Consider the following 21,678-nt stretch of genomic DNA (forward strand, 5'->3'; position numbering starts at 1 on the left):
CTTTTTAGCTATTAAAATTCCTTATAGTTCGGCTTTTTGGATATTAGATTTTATCGAATTTCACATGAACAGCTTGTAAGTCCACAAAAAAGTGAACGAATTTACATTCTAGAACTCATCGGTTGATTGAAAAGTTTATTACATCAACGTTTATAGACGAAAAAGGAGCACACCATGACATTTGAAGAGATTTTACCGGGCCTTAAAGCCAAGAAAAAATACGTGCGTACAGGCTGGGGTGGGGCAGAAAATTATGTTCAACTCTTTGACACGATTGAGGTTGACGGGCAAAAGTTAGAAGCGACACCCTATTTCCTCATCAATGTGACAGGTGAGGGCGAGGGCTTTTCCATGTGGAGTCCAACCCCTTGCGATGTCCTTGCCGAAGACTGGGTGGAAGTCCATGACTAAAACAGTTCTGATTACTGGGGTCTCCTCTGGCATCGGTCTGGCTCAGGCGAGGCTTTTTTTGGAAAATGGCTGCGCAGTCTACGGTATTGATCTGGCAGAAAAGCCCGATTTGATGGGAAATTTTCACTTTCTCCAGCTGGATGTGACGGGTGAGTTAAGCCGGCTTTATGACTGGTTGCCAGATGTGGATATCCTTTGCAATACAGCAGGTATTTTAGATGATTACCAGCCGCTTTTGGAGGTTTCAGAGCGTATCTTTGACCAAGTTTTTGAGACCAACTTTCTAGCGACTGTCCGCATCACCCGTCATTATTTGTCAAAAATGGTGGCAAAAAAAGCTGGTATTATCATCAATATGTGCTCTATCGCGTCATTTCTGTCTGGCGGTGGCGGAGCTGCCTACACAGCTTCCAAGCATGCCCTAGCAGGTCTAACCAAGCAGCTGGCACTGGACTATGCCAAAGTTGGCATTCAAGTCTTTGGCATCGCACCAGGAGCGGTCCAGACGAGCATGACCAAAGCGGACTTTGAACCAGGAGGATTGGCTGACTGGGTAGCTTCAGAAACACCGATCAATCGCTGGATTCAACCTGAAGAAATCGCAGAGTTGACCTTATTTCTCGCTTCAGGCAAGGCCCAGTCCATGCAGGGGGAAATTGTCAAGATGGATGGCGGATGGAGTTTGAAATAGGGGGCTGATTTATGGTAGAATTTTCAAAAGAAATGACACCAGCTGAATTTAAAGAACAGTATTGGTATAAGGCTGATTTAGAGGCTATCTGTCGTCAGCAGCAGTTACCAACCTATGGCACTAAAGCTGAATTGACAGCCTATATTTTAGATTATTTATCTGGCAAAGCAGCTTCTGATATTGTTCCTGTCAGAAAAAATCATCGTTTGAAAAAGTCTTTGACAGCAGACGAAATCACTTTGGATACTAAATTGTTAGACTCAGGATTTTCACTCAATAATGAAGCGCGAGTCTTTTTCCAATCTTATCTTGGTTTGGATAAATTTTCGTTTAAGAAAGCAATGGCTATCAAACTGAGAGAAGTTGAGGTAGGTCAAGATCACTCAGCGACAGTTGCTGACTTGGTGGCTATTTTGGAAAATCCTCAACTATCTCCGATTGCTAACAAGGAAGAAAAGACCTATCAATGGAATCAATTTGTGAAAGAGTTTAACCAAGATCCCTTGAGCAAACAGTATCATTCGCCTATAAAGGTTGCCTCTATTTTGTGGCAGCATGTTCGACAGTCGAGACGAGAAAAAATCTACCATTCAGACCTTTTAGAAGAATACGCAGAAAAAATCACACCTTTTCTAAAATCGTCAGTTGCTGGAAAAAGAAATTGAAAGTTGCAGTTTGAAATGAAAAAGTACATCGAATTTGGTTTTGGTAATACTTGGTTGCTGCGTACTGAGTTCGAACAGGACGATGGGATGGAGTATGAAGTCAAAGGCATTGTTGGGAAGGTCAGTCCCAAGTCAATTTATCTGCGTGTCTGGCTTGGTCACCGGGTCTGTATTTTTGATTCAAAGGAAGGTTTTAAGAAACAGCGGAAAGATCGCAGAGCACTAAAATTTATATTTGGCATAACCTCGGAGGTATGAAATGACGCCACACGAACTATGGAATGAATACAAACAACTTAATCCCACAATCGGTGATGAGTTTGACGCTTGGGCCTTTGGTGTTTTGCCAGATGAGCTAGCCCAGCTGGTCTTAGAAGGGACCAAGACTGCAACGGCGTCAGCCTATGATTTATATAGTATTGAACAAGAGCCAATTCCAGAAGCTGGTAGCTATGACGTTGTCTTGGACAGTCAAGGTCAGGCTGTCTGCATTATTGAAACGACAAAAATTTCGGTTGTTCCCTTTAGTCAAGTTTCAGCCGACCACGCTTACAAAGAGGGAGAAGGGGATCGCAGTCTGGCTTATTGGCGCCAAGTACATGAAGACCTTTTCACCCAGTGGCTGGCAGAAGCGGGTATCACTTTTACAGAAGATTCCAAAGTTGTTTTGGAAGAATTCCGACTGGTCTACCCTTGTTAATTAAAGGTTTCGACCTTTGCAGCCAACTGTCTTTTGGAAAAACGGACAAAAGCTTGATTTGTGCTTTGCGATAATCAAACGCTGTTTGTTTTCTGGTGTTTGGTCAGACTTTTAGCTCGAACTTAGAAATAAAGAAAGTGAGGACAAGTGATTTCTTCAAATCACGCTTGGGTCTCACTTCTTTTCGTTTATTCATCAGACGACAAATCTTTTTTAAAATGGTATAATGAGGACGACTGACGGTGGCTTAGCCACCAATTCTAACTTTAAAAAGGGATTTATTATGACAAATTACGCGATTATTCTAGCTGCTGGCAAAGGCACACGGATGAAATCAGACCTTCCTAAGGTTCTTCACAAGGTGGCTGGGATTTCTATGTTGGAGCATGTTTACCGTGCGGTGCAGGCTATTTCGCCTGAAAAGATTGTGACCATCATTGGTCATAAGGGTGAATTGGTTCAGCAGGTGCTTGAGGGCAAAACCCTCTTTGCAGAGCAGACAGAGCAGTTGGGGACAGGTCATGCGGTTATGATGGCGGAGCCTGAATTGCTGAATGCTCAGGGACAGACATTAGTGATTGCAGGCGATACGCCTTTGATTACAGGAGAAAGTCTCAGGGAGCTGATCGATTACCATGTGAGCCATAAAAATGTGGCGACCATTTTGACCGCTCAGGCGGAAAATCCTTTCGGTTACGGTCGTATTATTCGTAATGATAAGGAAGAAGTGGTTAAAATTGTTGAGCAAAAAGATGCCAACGAATACGAACAAAAAATCAGGGAGATCAACACAGGTACCTACCTCTTTGATAATCAAGCCCTTTTTACTGCCCTGAAAAATATTAACACAGATAATGCTCAGGGTGAGTATTACCTGACAGATGTTATTTCTATTTTTCGTCAGGATGGTGGGAAAGTCGGTGCTTACAAGCTTCGCGATTTCAATGAAAGTTTAGGTGTTAATGACCGTCTGGCCTTGGCCACAGCAGAAAAAGTCATGCGGCAACGTATCAATGCCCAGCATATGGTCAATGGCGTGACCTTTATTGATCCTGCTGCAACTTATATTGACATTGATGTCGAGATTGAAGCAGACGTGGCCATTGAGGCCAATGTGACCCTCAAAGGACAGACTAAGATTGGTTCGGGAACACTTCTTACGAATAACACGTATATTGTTGATGGTATTGTCGGCAAGAATACGGTCATTACAGCTTCTGTCATTGAAGAGGCAGAGGTGGCAGACGGTGTGACCATGGGGCCTTATGCCCATATTCGTCCAGACAGTCTAATTAAGCGCGATGCCCATATTGGCAATTTTGTGGAAATCAAAGGATCAACCATCGGGGAAAATACGAAAGCTGGTCATTTGACCTATATCGGTAATTCCCAAGTCGGCAGCAACGTCAACCTTGGAGCTGGTACGATTACGGTAAACTATGATGGGCAAAATAAATACCTCACTGACATTGAAGACAATGCCTTTATCGGCTCTAACGCGACTATTGTTGCCCCGGTTCGAATCGGGAAAAATGCTCTGGTAGCAGCAGGTTCGACCATCACAGAAGACGTTCCAGATGATGCCATTGCCCTAGGGCGCGGTCGTCAAATCAACAAAGAAGACTATGCTAAGACCAAACCACACCATCCTACACAGAGAGGTTAGATTATGGATTTTGAAGAAAAAACGCTGTCGCGTCAAGAAATTTTCAAGGGGCATATCTTTACTGTTGCAGTTGATGAAGTCGAATTGCCAAATGGTCTCGGTCAAGCTAAGCGAGAATTAATCTTCCACAATGGTGCGGTGGCGACTTTAGCCATCACAGCAGAGAACAAGATTATTTTGGTCAAGCAGTACCGCAAGGCTATCGAGCAGGTCAGTCTGGAAATCCCAGCAGGCAAGCTAGAAGTCGGTGAAGCTGGTAATGAAAAAGCTGCGGCTCTACGTGAATTAGAGGAAGAAACAGGCTATACAGCAGGTAAGATGGAGCAGCTTTATGATTTCTACTCAGCGATTGGTTTTTGTAATGAACGTATCCGCCTTTATCTAGCTCAAGAGTTAACTAAGGTTGAAAATCCACGGGAAAAGGATGCCGATGAGACCATCGAACTTTTTGAGATGACCTTGGCGGAAGCTAAGGAGGCGATCGTTAGTGGTGAGATTTGTGATGCTAAGACCATCATGGCGATCCAGCACTGGGAGCTGATGCTAGGAGGCAGTTATGGGTAAGCCGTTGTTGACAGATGACATCATTCGCCGTGCTGGTCGTGGAGAAGACTATGCTGACTGGTCTGCTGATGATCAAGAGACTAAGGAAATTCATTTTGACCGCAGAGACCTAGAACGCCTGCGCCAAGAGCAGCAAAATGTGGATGAGACCATGCCGATTCACGTTGAGCCAAGCGTTATCAAATCACGCCGCATTGAAAATGAGAAGCGCAGCCTTTTTCAAAGCAAACTCAACTTGATTTTACTGGTCCTAATCTTGCTAGGAACGGCCTTGGTGTTTGCCATTTTTTATCTATAGGAGTTGTTATGAAATTTGGAATTATTGCAGCCATGCCTGAGGAGTTAAAAGCTCTTCTGGAGGTTTTACAGGACGGGCAAAAACAGTTGCACTTGGGCAAGACCTACCACAGTGGCTATATCGGTCGTCATGAAGTCGTCTTGGTCGAAAGTGGTATTGGCAAGGTCATGTCAGCCATGAGTGTGGCCATCTTAGCAGACTATTATCAAGTAGATGCTGTCATCAATACAGGATCTGCAGGAGCTGTGGCAGAAGGGCTTCAGGTCGGAGATGTCGTTGTGGCGGAGCGATTGGTTTACCATGATGTAGACTTGACAGCCTTTGGCTACGCTTACGGGCAAATGGCCGCCCAGCCTCTTTACTTTGAATCCAGCAGTTATTTCATTGCTGAAATCAAGAAAGTTTTAAACACCTTTGGCCTTAATACAGCCGTTGGTCTCATTGCGACAGGTGATTGTTTTATCGCAGGGCAGGACAAGATTGACCAGATTAAAGCGCATTTTCCAGATATTTTAGCCGTTGAGATGGAAGGTGCAGCTATCGCTCAAGCAGCTCATAGTGCTGGCAAGCCCTTCTTGGTTATCCGCGCGATGAGTGATACGGCTAGCCATGATGCCAATGTCAGTTTTGATCAATTTATCATCGAAGCTGGGAAACGCTCAGCTCAGGTTCTCATCCGATTTTTAGAAACGTTGGTATAGATAGTCTATGGAATTAGTAGTTTCATTTTTTTGAATAAAGCCAAAATAAAAATGTACAAGATAATAGCTCTCAAAAGTGAAGTATTGCTTGAGCTACTATGTTAAAATAAAATTGTCTATACTTGATTGAATTGACCATAAAAAACGATAACAAAAAAGCCCTTGGTTGCAAAACTAGGGGCTTAACTGTTGTGTGGAAAAAGTCAGAGTGTAGCCAGAAAGTCATCCAATTCTCTGTAGTCGCTGACTACAACATCACAGGCACTCAAGTCTTGAGCAGGATAGTCAGGATTGGCAAAGCCGATGCAGGTCATGCCAGCTGCTTTGGCGGCGAGACTGCCGTTTTTAGTATCTTCAAAGACCAGACAATCCTGCGGCTTGACTTGGAGTAACTCAGCTGCTCGCAAGAAAACATCAGGCTCAGGCTTGGAGTGTTCAACCTCCTCGCCACTGACTAGAAAATCAAAGTAAGCTGCCAGTTCCAGCTCATCAAGATTTCGCTCGACTTCGTGCTTGGGTGAAGAAGAAGCCACCGCCAGTGGCAAACCACGGCTGTGGAGTTTTTTGATGAGGGGTTGCACTCCCTTAATTGGTCGAACACCATCTGCAGCAATCATGGCCTCACGGCGTGAGTTCATCTCCGCGATCAATTCCTCGACGCTTTCTGATAGCTGGTTTTCTGCTTTCATCACCTCCCACATATACTGGAAAGTCGTTCCCATAAACTGGTATTGATAAGTCTCATCAGTGTCAATTCCTCTGTCTAGTAAAAGCTGGGTCTTTGTAGAGAGGAAGATGTATTCCGAATCCACAATAACCCCATCCATATCAAAAATAATCGCTTTAGGCATGGTTAGTCCTCCTTTGTCCTCCCTCCATTATAAAGGGAATGTCCTAAAATCACAACTTTTTAAAGAATTGACGGGTCTTTCAGAAAATATTTTCACAATTCTTGGGAATTTTTAACAAATAAAAAGAAAATGATTGAAAAATAAGAGATAAAGCGGTATGATATAAGCGAATAATCCTTATGGAGGAAAAAATGACACATATCACATTTAATTATAGTAATGTTCTTGATAAATTTGTTGGTGCACATGAAGTGGACTACATGCAGTCTCAAGTGACAGCAGCAGATAAGCTTTTGCGTGAAGGAACTGGTCCAGGAAGTGATTTCCTTGGTTGGCTAGACCTTCCTGAAAATTATGACAAGGAAGAATTTGCTCGTATTTTGACAGCGGCTGAGCAAATCAAATCGGATAGCGATGTGCTGGTTGTGATTGGTATCGGTGGTTCTTACCTTGGTGCGCGTGCTGTTATTGACTTTTTGAACCATCATTTTGCGAACCTGCAAACTAAAGAAGAGCGCAAAGCACCGCAAATCCTTTACGCTGGGAACTCGATTTCATCAACTTACTTGGCAGACCTTGTAGAGTACGTTCAAGACAAAGATTTTTCAGTCAACGTGATTTCAAAATCAGGTACGACAACAGAGCCAGCTATTGCCTTTCGTATTTTTAAAGAGCTTTTGGTCAAAAAATACGGTCAAGAAGGAGCTAACAAGCGTATTTATGCTACAACAGACCGTGAAAAAGGTGCGGTCAAGGTCGAAGCAGATGCTAATAACTGGGAAACGTTTGTTGTTCCGGATAATGTCGGTGGTCGTTTCTCTGTCTTGACGGCCGTAGGACTCCTGCCAATCGCAGTATCTGGTGCAGATATACAAGCTCTAATGAACGGTGCAAACGCTGCTCGTCAGGCCTACACCTCAGATAAAATTGCTGAAAATGAAGCCTACCAATACGCAGCAGTCCGTAATATCCTTTACCGCAAAGGCTATGTGACTGAAATCTTAGTTAACTACGAACCATCACTTCAATATTTCAGCGAATGGTGGAAGCAGTTGGCTGGTGAATCCGAAGGGAAAGACCAAAAAGGCATTTACCCATCATCTGCTAACTTTTCAACAGACTTACACTCGCTTGGTCAATTTATCCAAGAGGGCAATCGTAACATCTTTGAGACAGTTGTCCGTGTGAACAAGCCGCGTAAGAACGTGATTATCCCTGAATTTGCAGAAGACTTGGACGGTCTTGGTTATATCCAAGGTAAGGATGTGGATTTTGTTAATAAAAAAGCCACAGACGGTGTGCTTTTGGCCCACACAGACGGTGACGTGCCAAACTTGCACTTGACCTTACCAGAGCAAGACGAGTTTTCACTCGGTTATGCGATTTACTTCTTCGAGCTTGCGATTGCTATCTCAGGTTACCTCAATGCTATCAACCCATTTGACCAGCCAGGTGTTGAAGCCTACAAGAAAAATATGTTTGCCCTTCTTGGTAAACCAGGCTTTGAAGACTTGTCAGCTGAGTTGAATGCTCGCTTGTAATTTATCCATAAAGTATAAAAATCGCTTGCCGTTAGGTTAGCGATTTTTCGTCCTCTGGGTTATTAAAAACAGCTACCCTGCTGAGTAACTGCTTTTGGGTATTTATTTAAAATGATAATCTTTAACAATCTCAACGCTATTGATGGTGATGTCTGTTGTTGGTTTATCGTTGCTATCGGTCTCGGTAGCAGCGATGCTATCGACAACATCCATACCTGAAATGACTTGTCCGAAGACGGTATAACCAGCGTCTAAGCTAGGGTTCCCACCTTTTTTGTAAGCTTCTATGATTGGCGCTGGAAAAGTGTCAGAGTTGAGACGGCTACTGAAGTCTTGCTTGTTTTGGTTAATGAAAAATTGGCTCCCGTTGGTATTAGGCCCAGCGTTGGCCATGGAAAGAGCCCCGCGGAGGTTGTAGAGAAAAGGTGTGATTTCATTGGCAAAGCCCTTGCCGTTGTCAATATCGTCTTCCTTACCAGCCCAGATAGACTCACCACCTGTACCATTGCCCAGAGGGTCGCCGCCTTGGATCATAAAGTTGTTAATGACACGGTGGAAAATCACTCTATTATAGTAGCCTTCTTTGGCATGAGTCAGGAAGTTTTCAACAGCAAGCGGAGCGTACTCAGGGAAGAGCTTAATGCTGATATCACCAGAGCTGGTGTGGAGAATGACCTGAGCTTCATTATCGGCAACCGTCTCAGATAATTGTGGAAAAGCTGAGGCGTCAGATGCCATTGCTTTTTTATATTGAGCAGCTAATTCAGCGTTAGCGTCTGAACTGCTTGATTGTGTCGTCTCTGAGCTAGTGTTCTTTTTGGTGTCTGTCTCGGAGTTGCCACAAGCACCTAAAAAGAGGGTTGTCGCCAGAGCCAGAGTGATTATTTTTTTCATAAAAAATCCTTTCGGGTTAGGGTATTGCCCTTATTTTATCACAAACTGGGTTTGAAACCAAGTGCCAGACTGCTAGATCGTACACATAAAGAAAGCTTTGTTTTCAAAAAAGTCACCTGTTTGTAAAATGTCACTGAAAGCAGTCGCAATTTGAAACATTAAAAAGGGACGATTTTGTAATTCGTTTTCTAATAGTTGTGGTCCAAAAATTCGAATAAGCTTGTATCAAATACGAAAGCATTGAAAAGATACATAGTAAAAAGAGATTGGACTGGAAGAAGTCCAAGATTGTTACTTTCTTCTGTAAAAGCCGCATAACGCATTGGTTTGGAGAAGAAAAAGTCTACTTGAGCTTGAAAATAATAAAGCGAAGACATTCTTTTTGGCTGGCTGGAGTTGCCCTAGGCTCTAGATTGCTTCAGCAAGTTGGCCCAGATGATGGAACTGTGATATAATAAGGAATAAACCATCTTGTAGGAAAGAGAAGTCGTGTCTGAAAAAATTAAAAATCTCTATGCGGGTTACCCTAATCCTCCTTATATCTCGCCAGATCGAAATTTGATGGCTGAGGAGTTGGGATTTAAACCTGTTCCGCGACGAAATATGGAATCATTGAACGATGGTCTTCTAGCAGGAGACATCATTCTCCTTTGGCGGATTGCTTTTGGGACTTTTACTACGGATTCCGTCATGCCCAAATATTTGGAATTTACTTATGGCATTGAAGGCCAAAAGCATTTAGACATCTTGGTGGAAAAAGGGTTTGTTAGAGTCGAGTCAGCCTTTGAGTCTTTGGATCATATCACAGCTACAGTTAAGAAGGCTATTTTAAAAAGCAAGGGAGTGACTGGGCTTTCCAAACTCAAGAGCGATCAGTTAGACCAGATTTTGAAAGAACAGCTGACTGAGGCTGAATTGACAACCTTCTTTGAGGTTCGGGGCTATGCTCTGACAGATAAGGGGGAGAAGGCCTTAGCCGCTAATCAAGCTGTTATTGACCGCCACCCGCAGAAGAAATTTTAAGGAAAAAGAAAATGGCACAACAAAAGAAAAAAACAGCAAAAGGAAAGACAACCAGACGGCCGACCAAGGCTGAACAGGCCAGACAGGCAGCGATGAATCGCATGATTTTTAGTTTGATTCTGACCTTGCTCCTCCTCTTTGCAGCTACACGCCTTGGTACCGTGGGGGTGACGCTCTATAATCTGATCCGTTTGCTAGTCGGAAGCCTTGCTTACCTTGCTATTGGTGCGACAATTTTCTATCTCTTTGGCTTTAAATGGCTGCGACAGAATCGTCATATGTTTTGGGGCTTTCTGCTCTTTTTTGTAGGTTTAGCGCTTGGTTTTCAGGCCTATTTTGTCAGCCAAACCCCTAACGGCAATCCCTTTTCAACCCTGAATGCGCATCTCCTACAGGATTTGCGCCAGTTCAAAGTGACTTATTTTGCAGGGGGAGGACTCTTGGGGGGGCTTCTTCACAAGCTCATTGCCACGCTTTTTGCCAACATCGGTGCTTATATCTTTGCACTTCTCATGACCTTAGGAGGACTTTTGGTCATGAGTCCGTGGAGCCTTTATGATGTCGGTCAGTTTCTTTTGGAAAAATGGCAAAGCTACAGAGCATGGTCAAGTGAGAGAGCGATTATCCGTGAGGAGAGAGCATTGGCCAGAGAGGCAGAAGCTGCGCAATTGTTAGACGAAACCGAACCATCAGAAGACGATTTAATCCAAGCAGAAGAACAATTTTCACGTCAGGTGGATTTAGAAACGGGGGAAATCTTGCCGCCAGGCTTTGAGGCCTACGAAAAATCGAACCATCAACCAGAGATTTCGCTCAACCAAGCGGTCTATGATGACTACGACGACTTAGATGCTCCAGTAGGTTTTGATCAAGAAACAGATCCTGCTCTCGCTCCGCAGGACGACTTTGTAGATGAGACAGACGATGGTGAAGATGTTCATGTTGATTTCACTCCAAAGGCGCAACTTCTCTACAAGTTGCCAACGGTGGACCTCTTGCCTCCTGTCAAGCCTAAAAATCAGCTAGGTGAGAAAAAGATCGTCCGAGACAATATTCGCAAACTTGAGGAAGCCTTTGAAAGCTTTGGGATCAAGGCTACTGTTGAGCGGGCTGAAATTGGACCATCGGTGACCAAGTATGAAGTTAAGCCAGCAACTGGTGTGCGGGTCAACCGTATCGCCAACCTCTCTGATGACTTAGCCTTAGCTTTAGCGGCTAAGGATGTCCGCATTGAAGCGCCCATCCCAGGCAAGTCTTTGATTGGAATTGAGGTACCAAACTCGGAGATTGCGACGGTGGGCTTTAGAGAGCTCTGGGAGCAGGCTCAGACTGATCCTGATAATCTTCTTGAGATCCCACTCGGCAAGGCTGTTAACGGCAGTGTTAAGACATTCAACCTAGCCCGCATGCCCCATCTTTTGGTAGCTGGGTCGACTGGTTCAGGTAAGTCTGTCGCGGTCAATGGGATCATTGCCTCCATTCTGATGAAAGCTCGCCCAGATCAAGTCAAGTTCATGATGGTTGATCCCAAAATGGTTGAGCTCTCTGTTTACAATGACATTCCCCATCTTCTCATTCCTGTCGTCACTAATCCTCGCAAGGCTAGCCGAGCCCTGCAGAAGGTAGTAGACGAAATGGAGAACCGCTACGAGCTCTTCAGCCGATTCGGTGTCCGCAATATTGCGGGCTATAATGCTAAGGTGGAGGAGTGGAACCGCCAGTCTCAGGAAAAACATATACCACTTCCACTTATCGTTGTTATCGTTGATGAGTTGGCCGATCTGATGATGGTCGCCAGCAAGGAAGTGGAGGACTCAATTATCCGTATTGGGCAGAAGGCGCGTGCAGCAGGGATTCATATGATTCTTGCCACCCAGCGTCCGTCGGTCAATGTTATCAGTGGCCTCATCAAAGCCAATGTTCCCAGCCGAATCGCTTTTGCAGTGTCTAGCGGGACAGATTCTCGGACGATTCTGGATGAAAATGGTGCTGAAAAATTGTTGGGCCGAGGAGACATGCTCTTCAAGCCTATCGATGAGAACCATTCTAGCAGGCTTCAGGGATCCTTTATTTCCGATCAGGAAGTGGAAGACATTGTCAATTTCATTAAATCTCAGGCTGACGCAGACTATGATGATGCATTTGACCCAGGTGACGTCTCTGAAAATGAGTCTGATTCAGGTGCTGGCAATGGCGAAGGTGATCCACTCTTTGAAGAAGCCAAAGCACTTGTTCTGGAGACGCAGAAGGCTAGCGCCTCTATGATCCAGCGCCGTTTATCTGTCGGTTTTAACCGAGCGACCCGCCTTATGGAAGAATTAGAAGCAGCAGGTGTCATCGGCCCAGCCGAAGGAACCAAGCCGAGAAAAGTTTTGCAACAAGGATAGGAAAAAATGTTTAGTCAACCGCATCACATCGCTATTATTGGTCGCCATTACGAAAAAACCAAGCACTTCTATGTCGATTTGCTTGGTTTTGAAGTTTTGACGGAACACCCTCGACCGGACAAGAGAGATATTATCATCAATGTTGGTCAAGGTGATGTTGTTTTAGAATTATTCATCAAACCTGATGCGCCCCTACGTCCAGCTCTGCCAAATCCAGAACACACGGGTCTCAGGCATCTAGCTTTTAAAGTAGCTTCTGTGGAGAAGTGCCTAGCTTACTTTGATCAGGTTGGGATTCCCCATCAGGGACTGCGTTATGATGATTTTGATGGCAAGGCCATGGCTTTCTTCTTTGACCCAGACGGTCTACCTCTGGAGATTCATGAGTAAGACAGCTGTATTGACAAATGAAACTTTAATGCAGAGAGCGCTTATCAAGCCAGTTTAATTGCAATTCGAAAAAGCGGATGAAAAGTAGGGAGCAGTTCCTTATTTTAAAAATAGTCCGCGATTGGTTAGCTTATATCTAAACACTGTTGTCTACCTAGGCCGACTGGAACAGTACAAACTGAAAATCCTCCCAACCATCACCCTAACTCTGGGAAATGTTTAAGCCTTATCTCACTTTTTAGGATATTCAAATAAAATAAGGAGCAACGGTTTTATCCGCTGCTCCTCTTTTTTATGATGTGGTTTTGAGTCTGCACGTTTTGAAGGTGTGAGACAAGTACACTAGTTGGTTAAACAAAAATCAAAACATAGATGACCAAGGCTAGATAAAACAAGACAGTCATCAGGAAGCTCAGTCGCCAGAAGATTTTGAAGACACGATGGAAGCGAATGGTTCGCTTTGTGATGAGATAATACAGAGTAATCCCTAGAAGTAAAATAGCCAACAAGAGCACATAGAGAGCCAATAAGCTATGGTAGAAGGTGCGAGCGCTGATAATATAGATAGCGCCTGCGTAGAGTGGTAGGGCGATGTCTGGTACACCAAGTTTGAAATGACGCAAGCGAAAAAGCCCTGTGATGGCCATAGCCAAGGGAAAGCCGAGTAGTAAAAATAAGACGGAAATAACTTTTAGAAATAACATAAGTCTATTTTAATGCAAAAAAGTAGGTTTGTAAACTTGAAATCTCAAAAAAATTAGTGTAAAATGGAAAGGTATGTGATATTCATATACTTGTGGGAGGTAAAAATCTTTAATTACCGAGAGAACCACAATAGGAGGATTTTATATTATGGCTAAAAAAGTCGAAAAACTTGTAAAACTTCAAATTCCTGCCGGTAAAGCGACTCCAGCTCCACCAGTCGGACCAGCACTTGGTCAAGCAGGGATTAACATCATGGGCTTCACAAAAGAATTTAACGCCCGTACAGCAGATCAAGCTGGTATGATTATCCCAGTTGTTATCTCTGTATACGAAGATAAATCATTCACTTTCATCACCAAAACACCACCAGCTGCTGTTCTTTTGAAAAAAGCTGCCGGTGTTGAAAAAGGTTCAGGTACGCCTAACAAGACTAAGGTTGCATCAGTGACTCGCGCGCAAGTACAAGAAATCGCCGAAACAAAGATGCCAGACTTGAACGCTGCTAACCTTGAAGCTGCCATTCGTATGATCGAAGGTACAGCTCGCTCTATGGGATTCACTGTTACTGACTAATAGTAGCCCTTAGACCCGCTCACTTCATCATAAACTAAGTGATGTGGGAGATGAAAATCGATATGACCACTTTACAAGGAGAAATAAAAAATGGCTAAAAAAAGCAAACAAATGCGTGCTGCTCTTGAAAAAATCGACAGCACAAAAGCGTACAGCGTTGAAGAAGCTGTAGCGCTTGCAAAAGAAACTAACTTTGCAAAATTTGACGCAACTGTAGAAGTTGCTTATAACTTGAACATTGATGTTCGTAAGGCTGACCAACAAATCCGTGGTGCAATGGTATTGCCAAACGGTACTGGTAAAACACAACGCGTTTTGGTATTTGCTCGTGGTGCTAAAGCTGAAGAAGCTAAAGCAGCAGGTGCTGACTTTGTCGGTGAAGATGACTTGGTGCAAAAGATCCAAGGTGGTTGGTTAGACTTTGACGTGGTTATCGCGACTCCAGACATGATGGCCCTTGTTGGTCGTCTCGGACGTGTCCTTGGTCCACGTAACTTGATGCCAAACCCTAAAACTGGTACTGTAACAATGGATGTTGCAAAAGCAGTTGAAGAGTCTAAAGGTGGTAAAATCACTTACCGTGCGGATAAGGCTGGTATCGTTCAAGCTATCATTGGTAAAGTTTCATTTGATGCAGACAAATTGGTTGAAAACTTCAAAGCCTTTAACGATGTGATTGTTAAATCTAAACCAGCTACTGCTAAAGGAACTTATATCACAAGCTTGACAGTGACCACTACTCAAGGTGTTGGGATCAAGGTGGATACAAACTCATTCTAAGAGTGATTTATAAATTAGCAAAACGATGGAGTCGTGTAACTCCTTCGTTTTCTATTTTTTTATTGGAAAGTATATATATGCAGTGCTGAAAATTTTATTTTTTCTGGCTATCCTTACAAGATATGACCTTTATTGCAAGTGATATACAGCTCCCTTTTTACAAAGATTTCAAGGAGAAGACTATGGAGAGAGAAACTCACCCTTTTGGACAAAAGCCGATTTTAACCTTACTAAAGCAGCTGGCGATACCAGCCATTATAGCTAATGTGGTCAATGCCTTATATAATATTGTTGACCAGATTTTTATTGGACAAGGTGTTGGTTATCTTGGCAATGCAGCGACAAATATTGCCTTTCCCTTGGTGACGATGTGCTTGGCGATTGGTTTAATGCTAGGAATCGGATCAGCCTCTAAGTTTAACCTTGAGCTAGGACGAGGAAATGCTCACCTTGCTAGAAAGGCAGCTGGATCAACCGCTTCAACTTTGTTTATTGTTGGAATTGTGCTTTGTTTAGTGATGCGCATGTTTCTAGAGCCTTTGCTCAATAGCTTTGGTGCGACAGCGTCAATCCTTGAGTATGCCAAAACTTATACCGGCATTACCAGCTTAGGGATTCCGTTTCTACTCTTTTCTATAGGGAGCAATCCTCTAGTGCGAGCGGATGGGGCAGCACGTTACTCCATGATTGGGATTATTATAGGAGCCCTCCTTAATACGATTTTAGACCCTATCTTTATCTTTGCTTTTGAATGGGGAATTGCAGGTGCAGCTTGGGCGACCGTCATCAGTCAAGTGGTCTCAGCAATTTTTCTCATGGCCTATTTCAGACACTTTAAATCTGTAACCTTTGAGCGGTCGGATTTTATGCCAGACATCAAAATGGTGGCTACTGTTTGTTCACTAGGGATGGCTTCTTTTATCTTTCAGGCGGCGAACGTCTTGGTTCAGATTGTGACCAACAATGCTCTCAAGAACTATGGGAGTTTGTCCCAATATGGCTCTGAGATTCCTATCGCAGTAGCGGGTATCGTTGCAAAAGTCAATGTGATTTTTTTAGCGGTGGTCATTGGGATTGTGCAAGGAGCGCAGCCAATTTTAAGCTATAATTATGGGGCTAAACATTATGATCGTGTGCAGGAAACGATTCGCGTAGCGCTCAAAGCGGTGGGGTTAGTCTCTCTTATCTGCTGGGTCGGTTTTGAACTGTTTCCAGCTCAAATGCTCAGCATTTTCGGATCGGGTTCTGAGCTTTATTTCGAGTTTGGTGTACACTACATGCGAATTTTCTTTCTATTTTGTGTGATCAATGGGATTCAGATTTTCGCCTCAACCTTTTTCCCATCCATTGGCAAGGCCAAGATTGGCGCAGTTATTTCAGTGACCAAGCAGATCGGGCTTATCATTCCGCTGCTATTGATTTTACCTCTAATCTGGGGTGTTGAAGGACTGGTTATTGCTATTCCAGTGGCGGATGTTTTGTCGTTCTTGCTTGCAGGCTATTTCCTCAAACGTGAATACGATCAGATGTCGGATGAGTATAAGAGCGTTTTGTGACACCATCAGTAGTAGACATCTCTCTATCTTTCTATACTTAGTGTCACAACTTTTGGTATATCAGATAGACATATCTTTTGTGTTGCACTTCAGTTTACAACGGGGTTACTTTTCCAATAAGTTCAATGCTTTTATAAACGTGTGTTCCTTTTTCAGTCTCGATACAATCGGACGAAAATTTGCCATGATTTTGCTAAATGAATGAAGCTCTATTCGTAAGAAAGTGGCAACCAACCAATTTAAAAAGGCTCTTTCGACTACTTAGGCTAAAGAGCTTTTTTCGTACGTTTGGTGTGAAATTTAGGCTCACCACTACAAAATCTGGAGTAATTGTGGTAGAATGATAAAGGTAAAATAAAGGAGAGTAAGATGGTTCGACCTAAATATAGACGTGTATTGATTAAACTTTCTGGTGAGGCTTTGGCTGGTGACAAGGGAATTGGTATTGACATCCCAACCGTTCAGAAAATCGCTCGCGAGATTGAGGAAGTCCATGATACCGGTGTTGAAATTGCTCTGGTTATCGGTGGTGGCAATCTCTGGCGTGGGGAGCCTGCAGCAGAGGTAGGTATGGATCGCGTACAGGCCGACTACACGGGTATGCTTGGAACGGTGATGAACGCTCTTGTGATGGCAGATAGTTTGAAACAGACGGGTGTGGATACGCGTGTACAAACAGCTATCTCCATGCACCAAGTGGCCGAGCCATATGTTCGCGGCCGAGCGTTACGTCATCTGGAGAAAGGGCGTATCGTTATCTTTGCAGCTGGGACTGGGTCACCTTACTTTTCAACAGACACCACAGCTGCTTTGCGTGCTGCTGAGATTGATGCAGAGGCCATTTTGATGGCTAAAAATGGTGTTGACGGCGTCTATAATGCCGATCCTAAGAAAGATCCTAAGGCGATTAAATTTGAGGAATTAACCCATGTTGAAGTGATTCATAAAGGGCTAAAAATTATGGACTCAACCGCCGCAACCCTTTCGATGGATAATGACATTGACCTCGTTGTCTTTAACATGAATGAACACGGTAATATTAAAAAAGTTGTTCTTGGCGAAAATATCGGAACAACGGTTTCAAATAAAAAATAAAAGAAAGTTGGATGACTCATGGCAAACGCTATTGTAGAAAAAGCTCAAGAAAGAATGACCCAATCCCACCAAAGCTTGGCGCGTGAATTTGGTCATATCCGTGCTGGCCGTGCTAATGCTAGCCTGTTGGATCGTATTTCTGTAGAATACTACGGTGTGGAAACACCATTGAACCAAATTGCTTCAATCACCATTCCTGAGGCTCGTGTGCTTTTGGTATCACCCTTTGACAAAGCTTCTATCAAGGACATTGAACGCGCCATTAACGCTTCAGATCTTGGCATTACGCCCTCTTCAGATGGCTCTGTTATCCGTTTGGTAATCCCTGCCTTGACTGAGGAAACGCGTAAATCCTTGGCTAAGGATGTGAAAAAAGTTGGTGAAAATGCTAAAGTTGCTATTCGTAATATCCGTCGTGATGCTATGGATGAGGCTAAAAAGCAAGAAAAGGCTAAAGAAATCACTGAAGATGAGCTAAAAGGCCTTGAAAAAGACATTCAAAAAGTCACCGATGATGCCATTAAGCACATTGATGACATGACTGCTAACAAAGAAAAAGAACTGTTAGAAGTTTAACGATAACAATCTGGAGTGGGATGGATCAAGACGATTGTTTTGAGGACTCTCACTCCTTTTCCGCTTTTTTAATTTGGGAGAGATTATGGATTTTAGTGCATTTTCAAGTTATCAAGTGCTTGACATTAACGACGACCTAGCAATCGAGAAAGCTTATACTATCTGTCAAAGCAATCCTCTTTATTATGACCACTGTCCACCTTTTGTTACCAAAGAAAGCCTTAAGGAGACGATAACCTATTGTCCTCCTGATAGTGGTTTGGAAAACAAGCATTTCTTTCTGCTTATGGAGCAGGATAGCCCACTAGCTATCGTTGATCTCATCGAATCTTATCCTGATCCAGATACCAGTTTGCTCGGTCTTTTCATGGTAAATGCTTCCTATCAAGGACAAGGCTTAGGAAGTCAGTTGGTAGAAGAGCTTTGCGACTTTTTAAAGAGATCAGGTTTTCAGCGTCTCAGATTAGGTTGGATAAAAGGTAATCCACAAGCAGAGGCTTTCTGGCTGAAGAATGCTTTTCAAGTTATTGAGGAAAAAGAAAGTTTAGAGGGGCATCATATAGTGGTGGCTCAGCGCATATTATAGAAATTAGGATAAAATGAATCATTTATTAGCAAACTTTATCACAGGTCTGATCACTGATGACAATGATCAATTTTACTTTGTCCAAAAGGATGGCTTGACATTAGCCTTGGATAAGAAAGAAGGAACACACCAGCTTGGCGATATGGTCACAGGTTTTGTTTACTCAGATACTAAGCACAAGCTTCGGCTGACGACTAAGAAAGTCAGTGCAGACCGTGACCACTATGGTTGGGGGACAGTCACTGGCGTTCGAAAGGACTTGGGTGTCTTTGTAGATACAGGCCTGCCTGACAAGGAAATCGTGGTCTCTCTGGATATCCTACCTGATCTCAAGGAACTCTGGCCTAAGCAGGGTGACCAGCTCTATGTCAAACTTGACGTTGATGCTAAGGATCGTATTTGGGGTATTCCAGCTCAGCCAGAAGTCTTTCAGGAGCTAGCTGGTCCGGCTTATGACAACATGCAAAATCAGACGCTAAAGGCGATTGTCTACCGCCTCAAACTCTCTGGCACTTTTGTCTACCTGCCAGACAACAATATGCTGGGCTTTATTCATCCCAACGAACGCTACACTGAACCTCGTCTCGGTCAGGTCTTGGAAGTGCGTGTGGTTGGCTTTCGTCATGTTGACCGCACTCTCAACCTGTCTCTCAAACCGCGATCGTTTGAGATGTTGGAAAATGATGCTCAGATGATTTTGACCTATCTGGAAAGCAATGGTGGCTTTATGACCTTGAACGACAAGTCCGCCCCAGAAGATATCAAGGCGATTTTCGGCATTTCCAAGGGTCAATTCAAAAAAGCTCTTGGTGGACTCATGAAAGCAGGCAAAATTAAGCAGGATCCACTAGGGACGGAGTTGGTTTAGGGAAGAATGGCTATTTGATATTGGGACAAGAGTGTTTAACTTGCATTTTGCTTTATTAAATAAGTGAAAGGTGGGAAGGGAAGTCTCAGATAATCATTGACTCACCAGGACGAGCTTACAATGATTGTTTTTGATACTAGCATCTAGATGAAAGCTGTTGTAAGCCTAGTCCGCCCTGTGAAGTGGCATTACAAAATTGATTTTTTGCTAAATGAAAGAGTTAAAAGCTAGAGGTGGTTTATATGGAACGTGCGATTTTTGCAGGTGGTTGTTTTTGGTGCATGGTACAGCCCTTTGAGGAGATGGATGGGGTAGAGTCGGTTTTGTCGGGCTATACGGCGGGCCATGTGGAGAATCCCACTTATGAACAGGTCTGTGCTGGTACGACTGGTCACACGGAGGCAGTTGAAATCATTTTTGATCCCGCAAAGCTCTCTTTTGCGGATTTGGTAGAGCTTTACTGGACGCAGACGGATCCGACGGACGCTTTTGGGCAATTTGAAGACCGTGGCGATAATTATCGTCCTGTGATTTTTTATGAAAATGACGCTCAGCGTCAAATAGCAGAGCAGTCAAAAGCCAATCTTCAGGCATCTGGTCGGTTTGCACGCCCCATTGTCACGACCATTGAGCCAGCTCAAACCTTCTACCCGGCTGAGGACTACCATCAAGCTTTTTACAAGAAAAGTCCAGAGCGTTACGCTCTGTCTAGCCAACGTCGTCACGATTTTTTAGAGAGGAATTGGAACTAGTGCGCAAATCATTTTACAGCTGGCTGATGACCCAGCGCAATCCTAAATCCCATGCTCCTGTTGCTATCCTAGCAGATTTAGCTTTTGAGGAGCCAGCTTTTCCCAAGCATACCGATGATTTCGATCAGGTCAGTCGCTTTCTGGAAGAAGAAGCTAGTTTTGCCTTTAACCTTAGTGATTTTGACCAGATTTGGGAAGACTATCTGGCTCATTAAGCGACAGAGTCTTTGAAATTTGCTATAATGGCAGTAGAAAACGTTTGGAAAAAGGAATCTCATTTGAAAGAACATTCTATCGATATTCAATTAAAACATCCTGATGATGCTCTTCATCTTTTTGGGAGCAACGAGCGCCACCTAAGGCTGATGGAAGACGAGTTGGAGGTGGTCATCCATGCAGGCACAGAAGTGGTTCAGGTCATTGGTGAAGAAGCAAACTGTGAACAGGCGAGATTGGTCATTCAATCTCTCTTGGTTTTAGTCAATCGCGGCATGTTGGTCAATACGACCGACGTGGTCACAGCTATCACCATGGCTCGCAATGACGAGATTGACAAGTTCGTTGCCCTCTATGAAGAAGAGATTATCAAGGATAATTCTGGCAAGCCGATTCGTGTCAAAACGCTGGGGCAAAAAATCTATGTGGAAAGTGTTAAGCAACACGATATTGTCTTTGGTATTGGGCCAGCAGGGACAGGAAAGACCTTTCTAGCGGTGACTTTAGCTGTAACAGCCCTCAAAAAAGGGCAGGTCAAGCGGATTATCTTGACACGTCCTGCGGTTGAAGCAGGAGAAAGTCTGGGTTTTTTGCCTGGAGACCTCAAAGAAAAGGTGGATCCCTACCTACGTCCGGTTTATGATGCCCTCTATCAGATTTTAGGTAAGGACCAGACGACACGTCTCATGGAGCGGGAAATCATTGAGATTGCACCTCTAGCCTACATGCGTGGACGGACCCTTGACGATGCTTTTGTCATTTTGGATGAAGCGCAAAACACGACTATCATGCAGATGAAAATGTTTTTGACACGTCTCGGTTTTAATTCTAAAATGATTGTCAACGGAGACATCAGCCAGATCGATTTACCAGGTAAGGTCAAATCAGGGCTTATCGATGCTAAGGACAAATTGCAAAATATCAAGCAAATCGATTTTGTCCATTTTTCTGCCAAAGATGTTGTCAGACACCCTGTGGTTGCTGAAATTATTAAGGCTTACGAGAGGATTGACCGCTAAATACGTTAAAACTCAGCATTGCTGGGTTTTTTCGTTGCCTTCTTTCGAATGATTTATCAGATGAATTGAAGGATGAAACAATCAAAATAAAGTCTTTTTAAAATAAAAAAGGTGAAAACGTTGACAAATCATCAGATGAATTGTATAATGCTTTTATGGATAAAACGCTT

26 protein-coding genes are annotated in these 21,678 nt (G+C 43.6%); 23 read left to right on the forward strand and 3 right to left on the reverse strand.

The features are described from left to right. Positions 1 to 174: 174 nt before the first annotated feature. The 9 genes from A3I5_RS0103155 (at position 175) to A3I5_RS0103195 (ending at position 5,696) form a co-directional block, all read left to right on the forward strand. Positions 175 to 411, forward strand: coding sequence for a DUF2829 domain-containing protein (locus tag A3I5_RS0103155; RefSeq protein WP_018373177.1), 237 nt, complete (start codon positions 175 to 177; stop codon positions 409 to 411). Next, entirely contained in the window at positions 404 to 1,102 is a 699-nt protein-coding gene (locus tag A3I5_RS0103160) for a 3-oxoacyl-ACP reductase (RefSeq protein ID WP_018373178.1), read from the forward strand. Before A3I5_RS0103155 ends, A3I5_RS0103160 begins: the two co-directional genes overlap by 8 nt. Positions 1,103 to 1,113: 11 nt before the next feature. Further along, positions 1,114 to 1,767 (forward strand): SAP domain-containing protein, encoded by a 654-nt coding sequence (locus A3I5_RS0103165; RefSeq protein ID WP_018373179.1) that lies wholly within the window; start codon positions 1,114 to 1,116, stop codon positions 1,765 to 1,767. Positions 1,768 to 1,782: 15 nt separating this feature from the next. Then, on the forward strand, positions 1,783 to 2,025 hold the full coding sequence (locus A3I5_RS0103170; RefSeq protein WP_026216900.1) for a DUF3977 family protein: 243 nt from the start codon (positions 1,783 to 1,785) through the stop codon (positions 2,023 to 2,025). A gap of 1 nt (position 2,026) precedes the next feature. Continuing rightward, positions 2,027 to 2,467, forward strand: a complete 441-nt coding sequence (locus tag A3I5_RS0103175) for an ASCH domain-containing protein (protein ID WP_018373181.1) — start codon at positions 2,027 to 2,029, stop codon at positions 2,465 to 2,467. A gap of 283 nt (positions 2,468 to 2,750) precedes the next feature. After that, complete coding sequence (gene glmU, locus A3I5_RS0103180; RefSeq protein WP_018373182.1) at positions 2,751 to 4,133, forward strand: bifunctional UDP-N-acetylglucosamine diphosphorylase/glucosamine-1-phosphate N-acetyltransferase GlmU; 1,383 nt, start codon at positions 2,751 to 2,753, stop codon at positions 4,131 to 4,133. Between the two features lie 3 nt (positions 4,134 to 4,136). Beyond that, entirely contained in the window at positions 4,137 to 4,697 is a 561-nt protein-coding gene (locus tag A3I5_RS0103185) for an NUDIX hydrolase (RefSeq protein ID WP_018373183.1), read from the forward strand. Beyond that, complete coding sequence (gene macP / locus A3I5_RS0103190) at positions 4,690 to 4,995, forward strand: cell wall synthase accessory phosphoprotein MacP (protein ID WP_018373184.1); 306 nt, start codon at positions 4,690 to 4,692, stop codon at positions 4,993 to 4,995. Before A3I5_RS0103185 ends, macP begins: the two co-directional genes overlap by 8 nt. 8 nt (positions 4,996 to 5,003) lie before the next feature. Beyond that, positions 5,004 to 5,696: a 5'-methylthioadenosine/adenosylhomocysteine nucleosidase gene (locus A3I5_RS0103195; RefSeq protein ID WP_018373185.1), complete on the forward strand. Its 693-nt coding sequence runs from the start codon at positions 5,004 to 5,006 to the stop codon at positions 5,694 to 5,696. Positions 5,697 to 5,899: 203 nt separating this feature from the next. Here the strand turns inward: A3I5_RS0103195 and A3I5_RS0103200 are convergent, their stop codons facing one another. Next, the gene (locus A3I5_RS0103200; protein ID WP_018373186.1) at positions 5,900 to 6,547 is read right to left on the reverse strand and encodes an HAD family hydrolase; all 648 of its coding nucleotides are present in this window, start codon (positions 6,545 to 6,547) and stop codon (positions 5,900 to 5,902) included. 191 nt (positions 6,548 to 6,738) lie between these two features. Here A3I5_RS0103200 and A3I5_RS0103205 point away from each other — a divergent pair, with 191 nt between their 5' ends. Continuing rightward, the gene (locus A3I5_RS0103205) at positions 6,739 to 8,088 is read left to right on the forward strand and encodes a glucose-6-phosphate isomerase (protein ID WP_018373187.1); all 1,350 of its coding nucleotides are present in this window, start codon (positions 6,739 to 6,741) and stop codon (positions 8,086 to 8,088) included. A gap of 102 nt (positions 8,089 to 8,190) precedes the next feature. Here the strand turns inward: A3I5_RS0103205 and A3I5_RS0103210 are convergent, their stop codons facing one another. Then, complete coding sequence (locus A3I5_RS0103210; RefSeq protein ID WP_018373188.1) at positions 8,191 to 8,982, reverse strand: peptidylprolyl isomerase; 792 nt, start codon at positions 8,980 to 8,982, stop codon at positions 8,191 to 8,193. A 561-nt stretch (positions 8,983 to 9,543) separates the two neighbouring features. On the opposite strand from A3I5_RS0103210, the gene A3I5_RS0103220 reads away from it, so the two are divergent. Genes A3I5_RS0103220 through gloA2 form a run of 3 tightly spaced genes read left to right on the forward strand, consistent with a single transcriptional unit; the run spans position 9,544 to position 12,782 of the window. After that, a complete protein-coding gene (locus A3I5_RS0103220; protein ID WP_408640775.1) occupies positions 9,544 to 10,005 on the forward strand; it encodes a hypothetical protein in 462 nt (153 codons plus the stop codon). Between the two features lie 11 nt (positions 10,006 to 10,016). Beyond that, positions 10,017 to 12,392, forward strand: a complete 2,376-nt coding sequence (locus A3I5_RS0103225; protein ID WP_018373191.1) for a DNA translocase FtsK — start codon at positions 10,017 to 10,019, stop codon at positions 12,390 to 12,392. A 6-nt stretch (positions 12,393 to 12,398) separates the two neighbouring features. Beyond that, positions 12,399 to 12,782: an SMU1112c/YaeR family gloxylase I-like metalloprotein gene (gloA2, locus tag A3I5_RS0103230; RefSeq protein WP_018373192.1), complete on the forward strand. Its 384-nt coding sequence runs from the start codon at positions 12,399 to 12,401 to the stop codon at positions 12,780 to 12,782. Positions 12,783 to 13,132: 350 nt separating this feature from the next. Here the strand turns inward: gloA2 and A3I5_RS0103235 are convergent, their stop codons facing one another. Further along, positions 13,133 to 13,486, reverse strand: a complete 354-nt coding sequence (locus A3I5_RS0103235; protein WP_018373193.1) for a DUF3397 family protein — start codon at positions 13,484 to 13,486, stop codon at positions 13,133 to 13,135. A 148-nt stretch (positions 13,487 to 13,634) separates the two neighbouring features. On the opposite strand from A3I5_RS0103235, the gene rplK reads away from it, so the two are divergent. From rplK to A3I5_RS0103285, 10 genes are all read left to right on the forward strand, one after another. Then, positions 13,635 to 14,060 (forward strand): 50S ribosomal protein L11, encoded by a 426-nt coding sequence (gene rplK / locus A3I5_RS0103240; RefSeq protein WP_018373194.1) that lies wholly within the window; start codon positions 13,635 to 13,637, stop codon positions 14,058 to 14,060. Positions 14,061 to 14,150: 90 nt separating this feature from the next. Beyond that, on the forward strand, positions 14,151 to 14,840 hold the full coding sequence (rplA, locus tag A3I5_RS0103245; RefSeq protein WP_018373195.1) for a 50S ribosomal protein L1: 690 nt from the start codon (positions 14,151 to 14,153) through the stop codon (positions 14,838 to 14,840). A 182-nt stretch (positions 14,841 to 15,022) separates the two neighbouring features. Next, on the forward strand, positions 15,023 to 16,396 hold the full coding sequence (locus tag A3I5_RS0103250; RefSeq protein WP_018373196.1) for an MATE family efflux transporter: 1,374 nt from the start codon (positions 15,023 to 15,025) through the stop codon (positions 16,394 to 16,396). A 369-nt stretch (positions 16,397 to 16,765) separates the two neighbouring features. Next, on the forward strand, positions 16,766 to 17,491 hold the full coding sequence (gene pyrH / locus A3I5_RS0103255; protein ID WP_018373197.1) for a UMP kinase: 726 nt from the start codon (positions 16,766 to 16,768) through the stop codon (positions 17,489 to 17,491). 18 nt (positions 17,492 to 17,509) lie between these two features. After that, complete coding sequence (gene frr, locus A3I5_RS0103260) at positions 17,510 to 18,067, forward strand: ribosome recycling factor (RefSeq protein WP_018373198.1); 558 nt, start codon at positions 17,510 to 17,512, stop codon at positions 18,065 to 18,067. A gap of 85 nt (positions 18,068 to 18,152) precedes the next feature. Then, positions 18,153 to 18,653 (forward strand): GNAT family N-acetyltransferase, encoded by a 501-nt coding sequence (locus A3I5_RS0103265; RefSeq protein ID WP_018373199.1) that lies wholly within the window; start codon positions 18,153 to 18,155, stop codon positions 18,651 to 18,653. A 13-nt stretch (positions 18,654 to 18,666) separates the two neighbouring features. Continuing rightward, complete coding sequence (locus A3I5_RS0103270) at positions 18,667 to 19,521, forward strand: CvfB family protein (RefSeq protein WP_018373200.1); 855 nt, start codon at positions 18,667 to 18,669, stop codon at positions 19,519 to 19,521. A gap of 242 nt (positions 19,522 to 19,763) precedes the next feature. After that, positions 19,764 to 20,273: a peptide-methionine (S)-S-oxide reductase MsrA gene (gene msrA / locus A3I5_RS0103275; protein WP_018373201.1), complete on the forward strand. Its 510-nt coding sequence runs from the start codon at positions 19,764 to 19,766 to the stop codon at positions 20,271 to 20,273. Next, positions 20,273 to 20,488 (forward strand): YozE family protein, encoded by a 216-nt coding sequence (locus tag A3I5_RS0103280; RefSeq protein WP_018373202.1) that lies wholly within the window; start codon positions 20,273 to 20,275, stop codon positions 20,486 to 20,488. Before msrA ends, A3I5_RS0103280 begins: the two co-directional genes overlap by 1 nt. 63 nt (positions 20,489 to 20,551) lie before the next feature. Further along, entirely contained in the window at positions 20,552 to 21,508 is a 957-nt protein-coding gene (locus A3I5_RS0103285) for a PhoH family protein (RefSeq protein ID WP_026216901.1), read from the forward strand. The last annotated feature ends 170 nt before the right edge of the window (positions 21,509 to 21,678 follow it).

Source organism: Streptococcus merionis DSM 19192, assembly GCF_000380085.1.
Lineage (GTDB): Bacteria > Bacillota > Bacilli > Lactobacillales > Streptococcaceae > Streptococcus > Streptococcus merionis.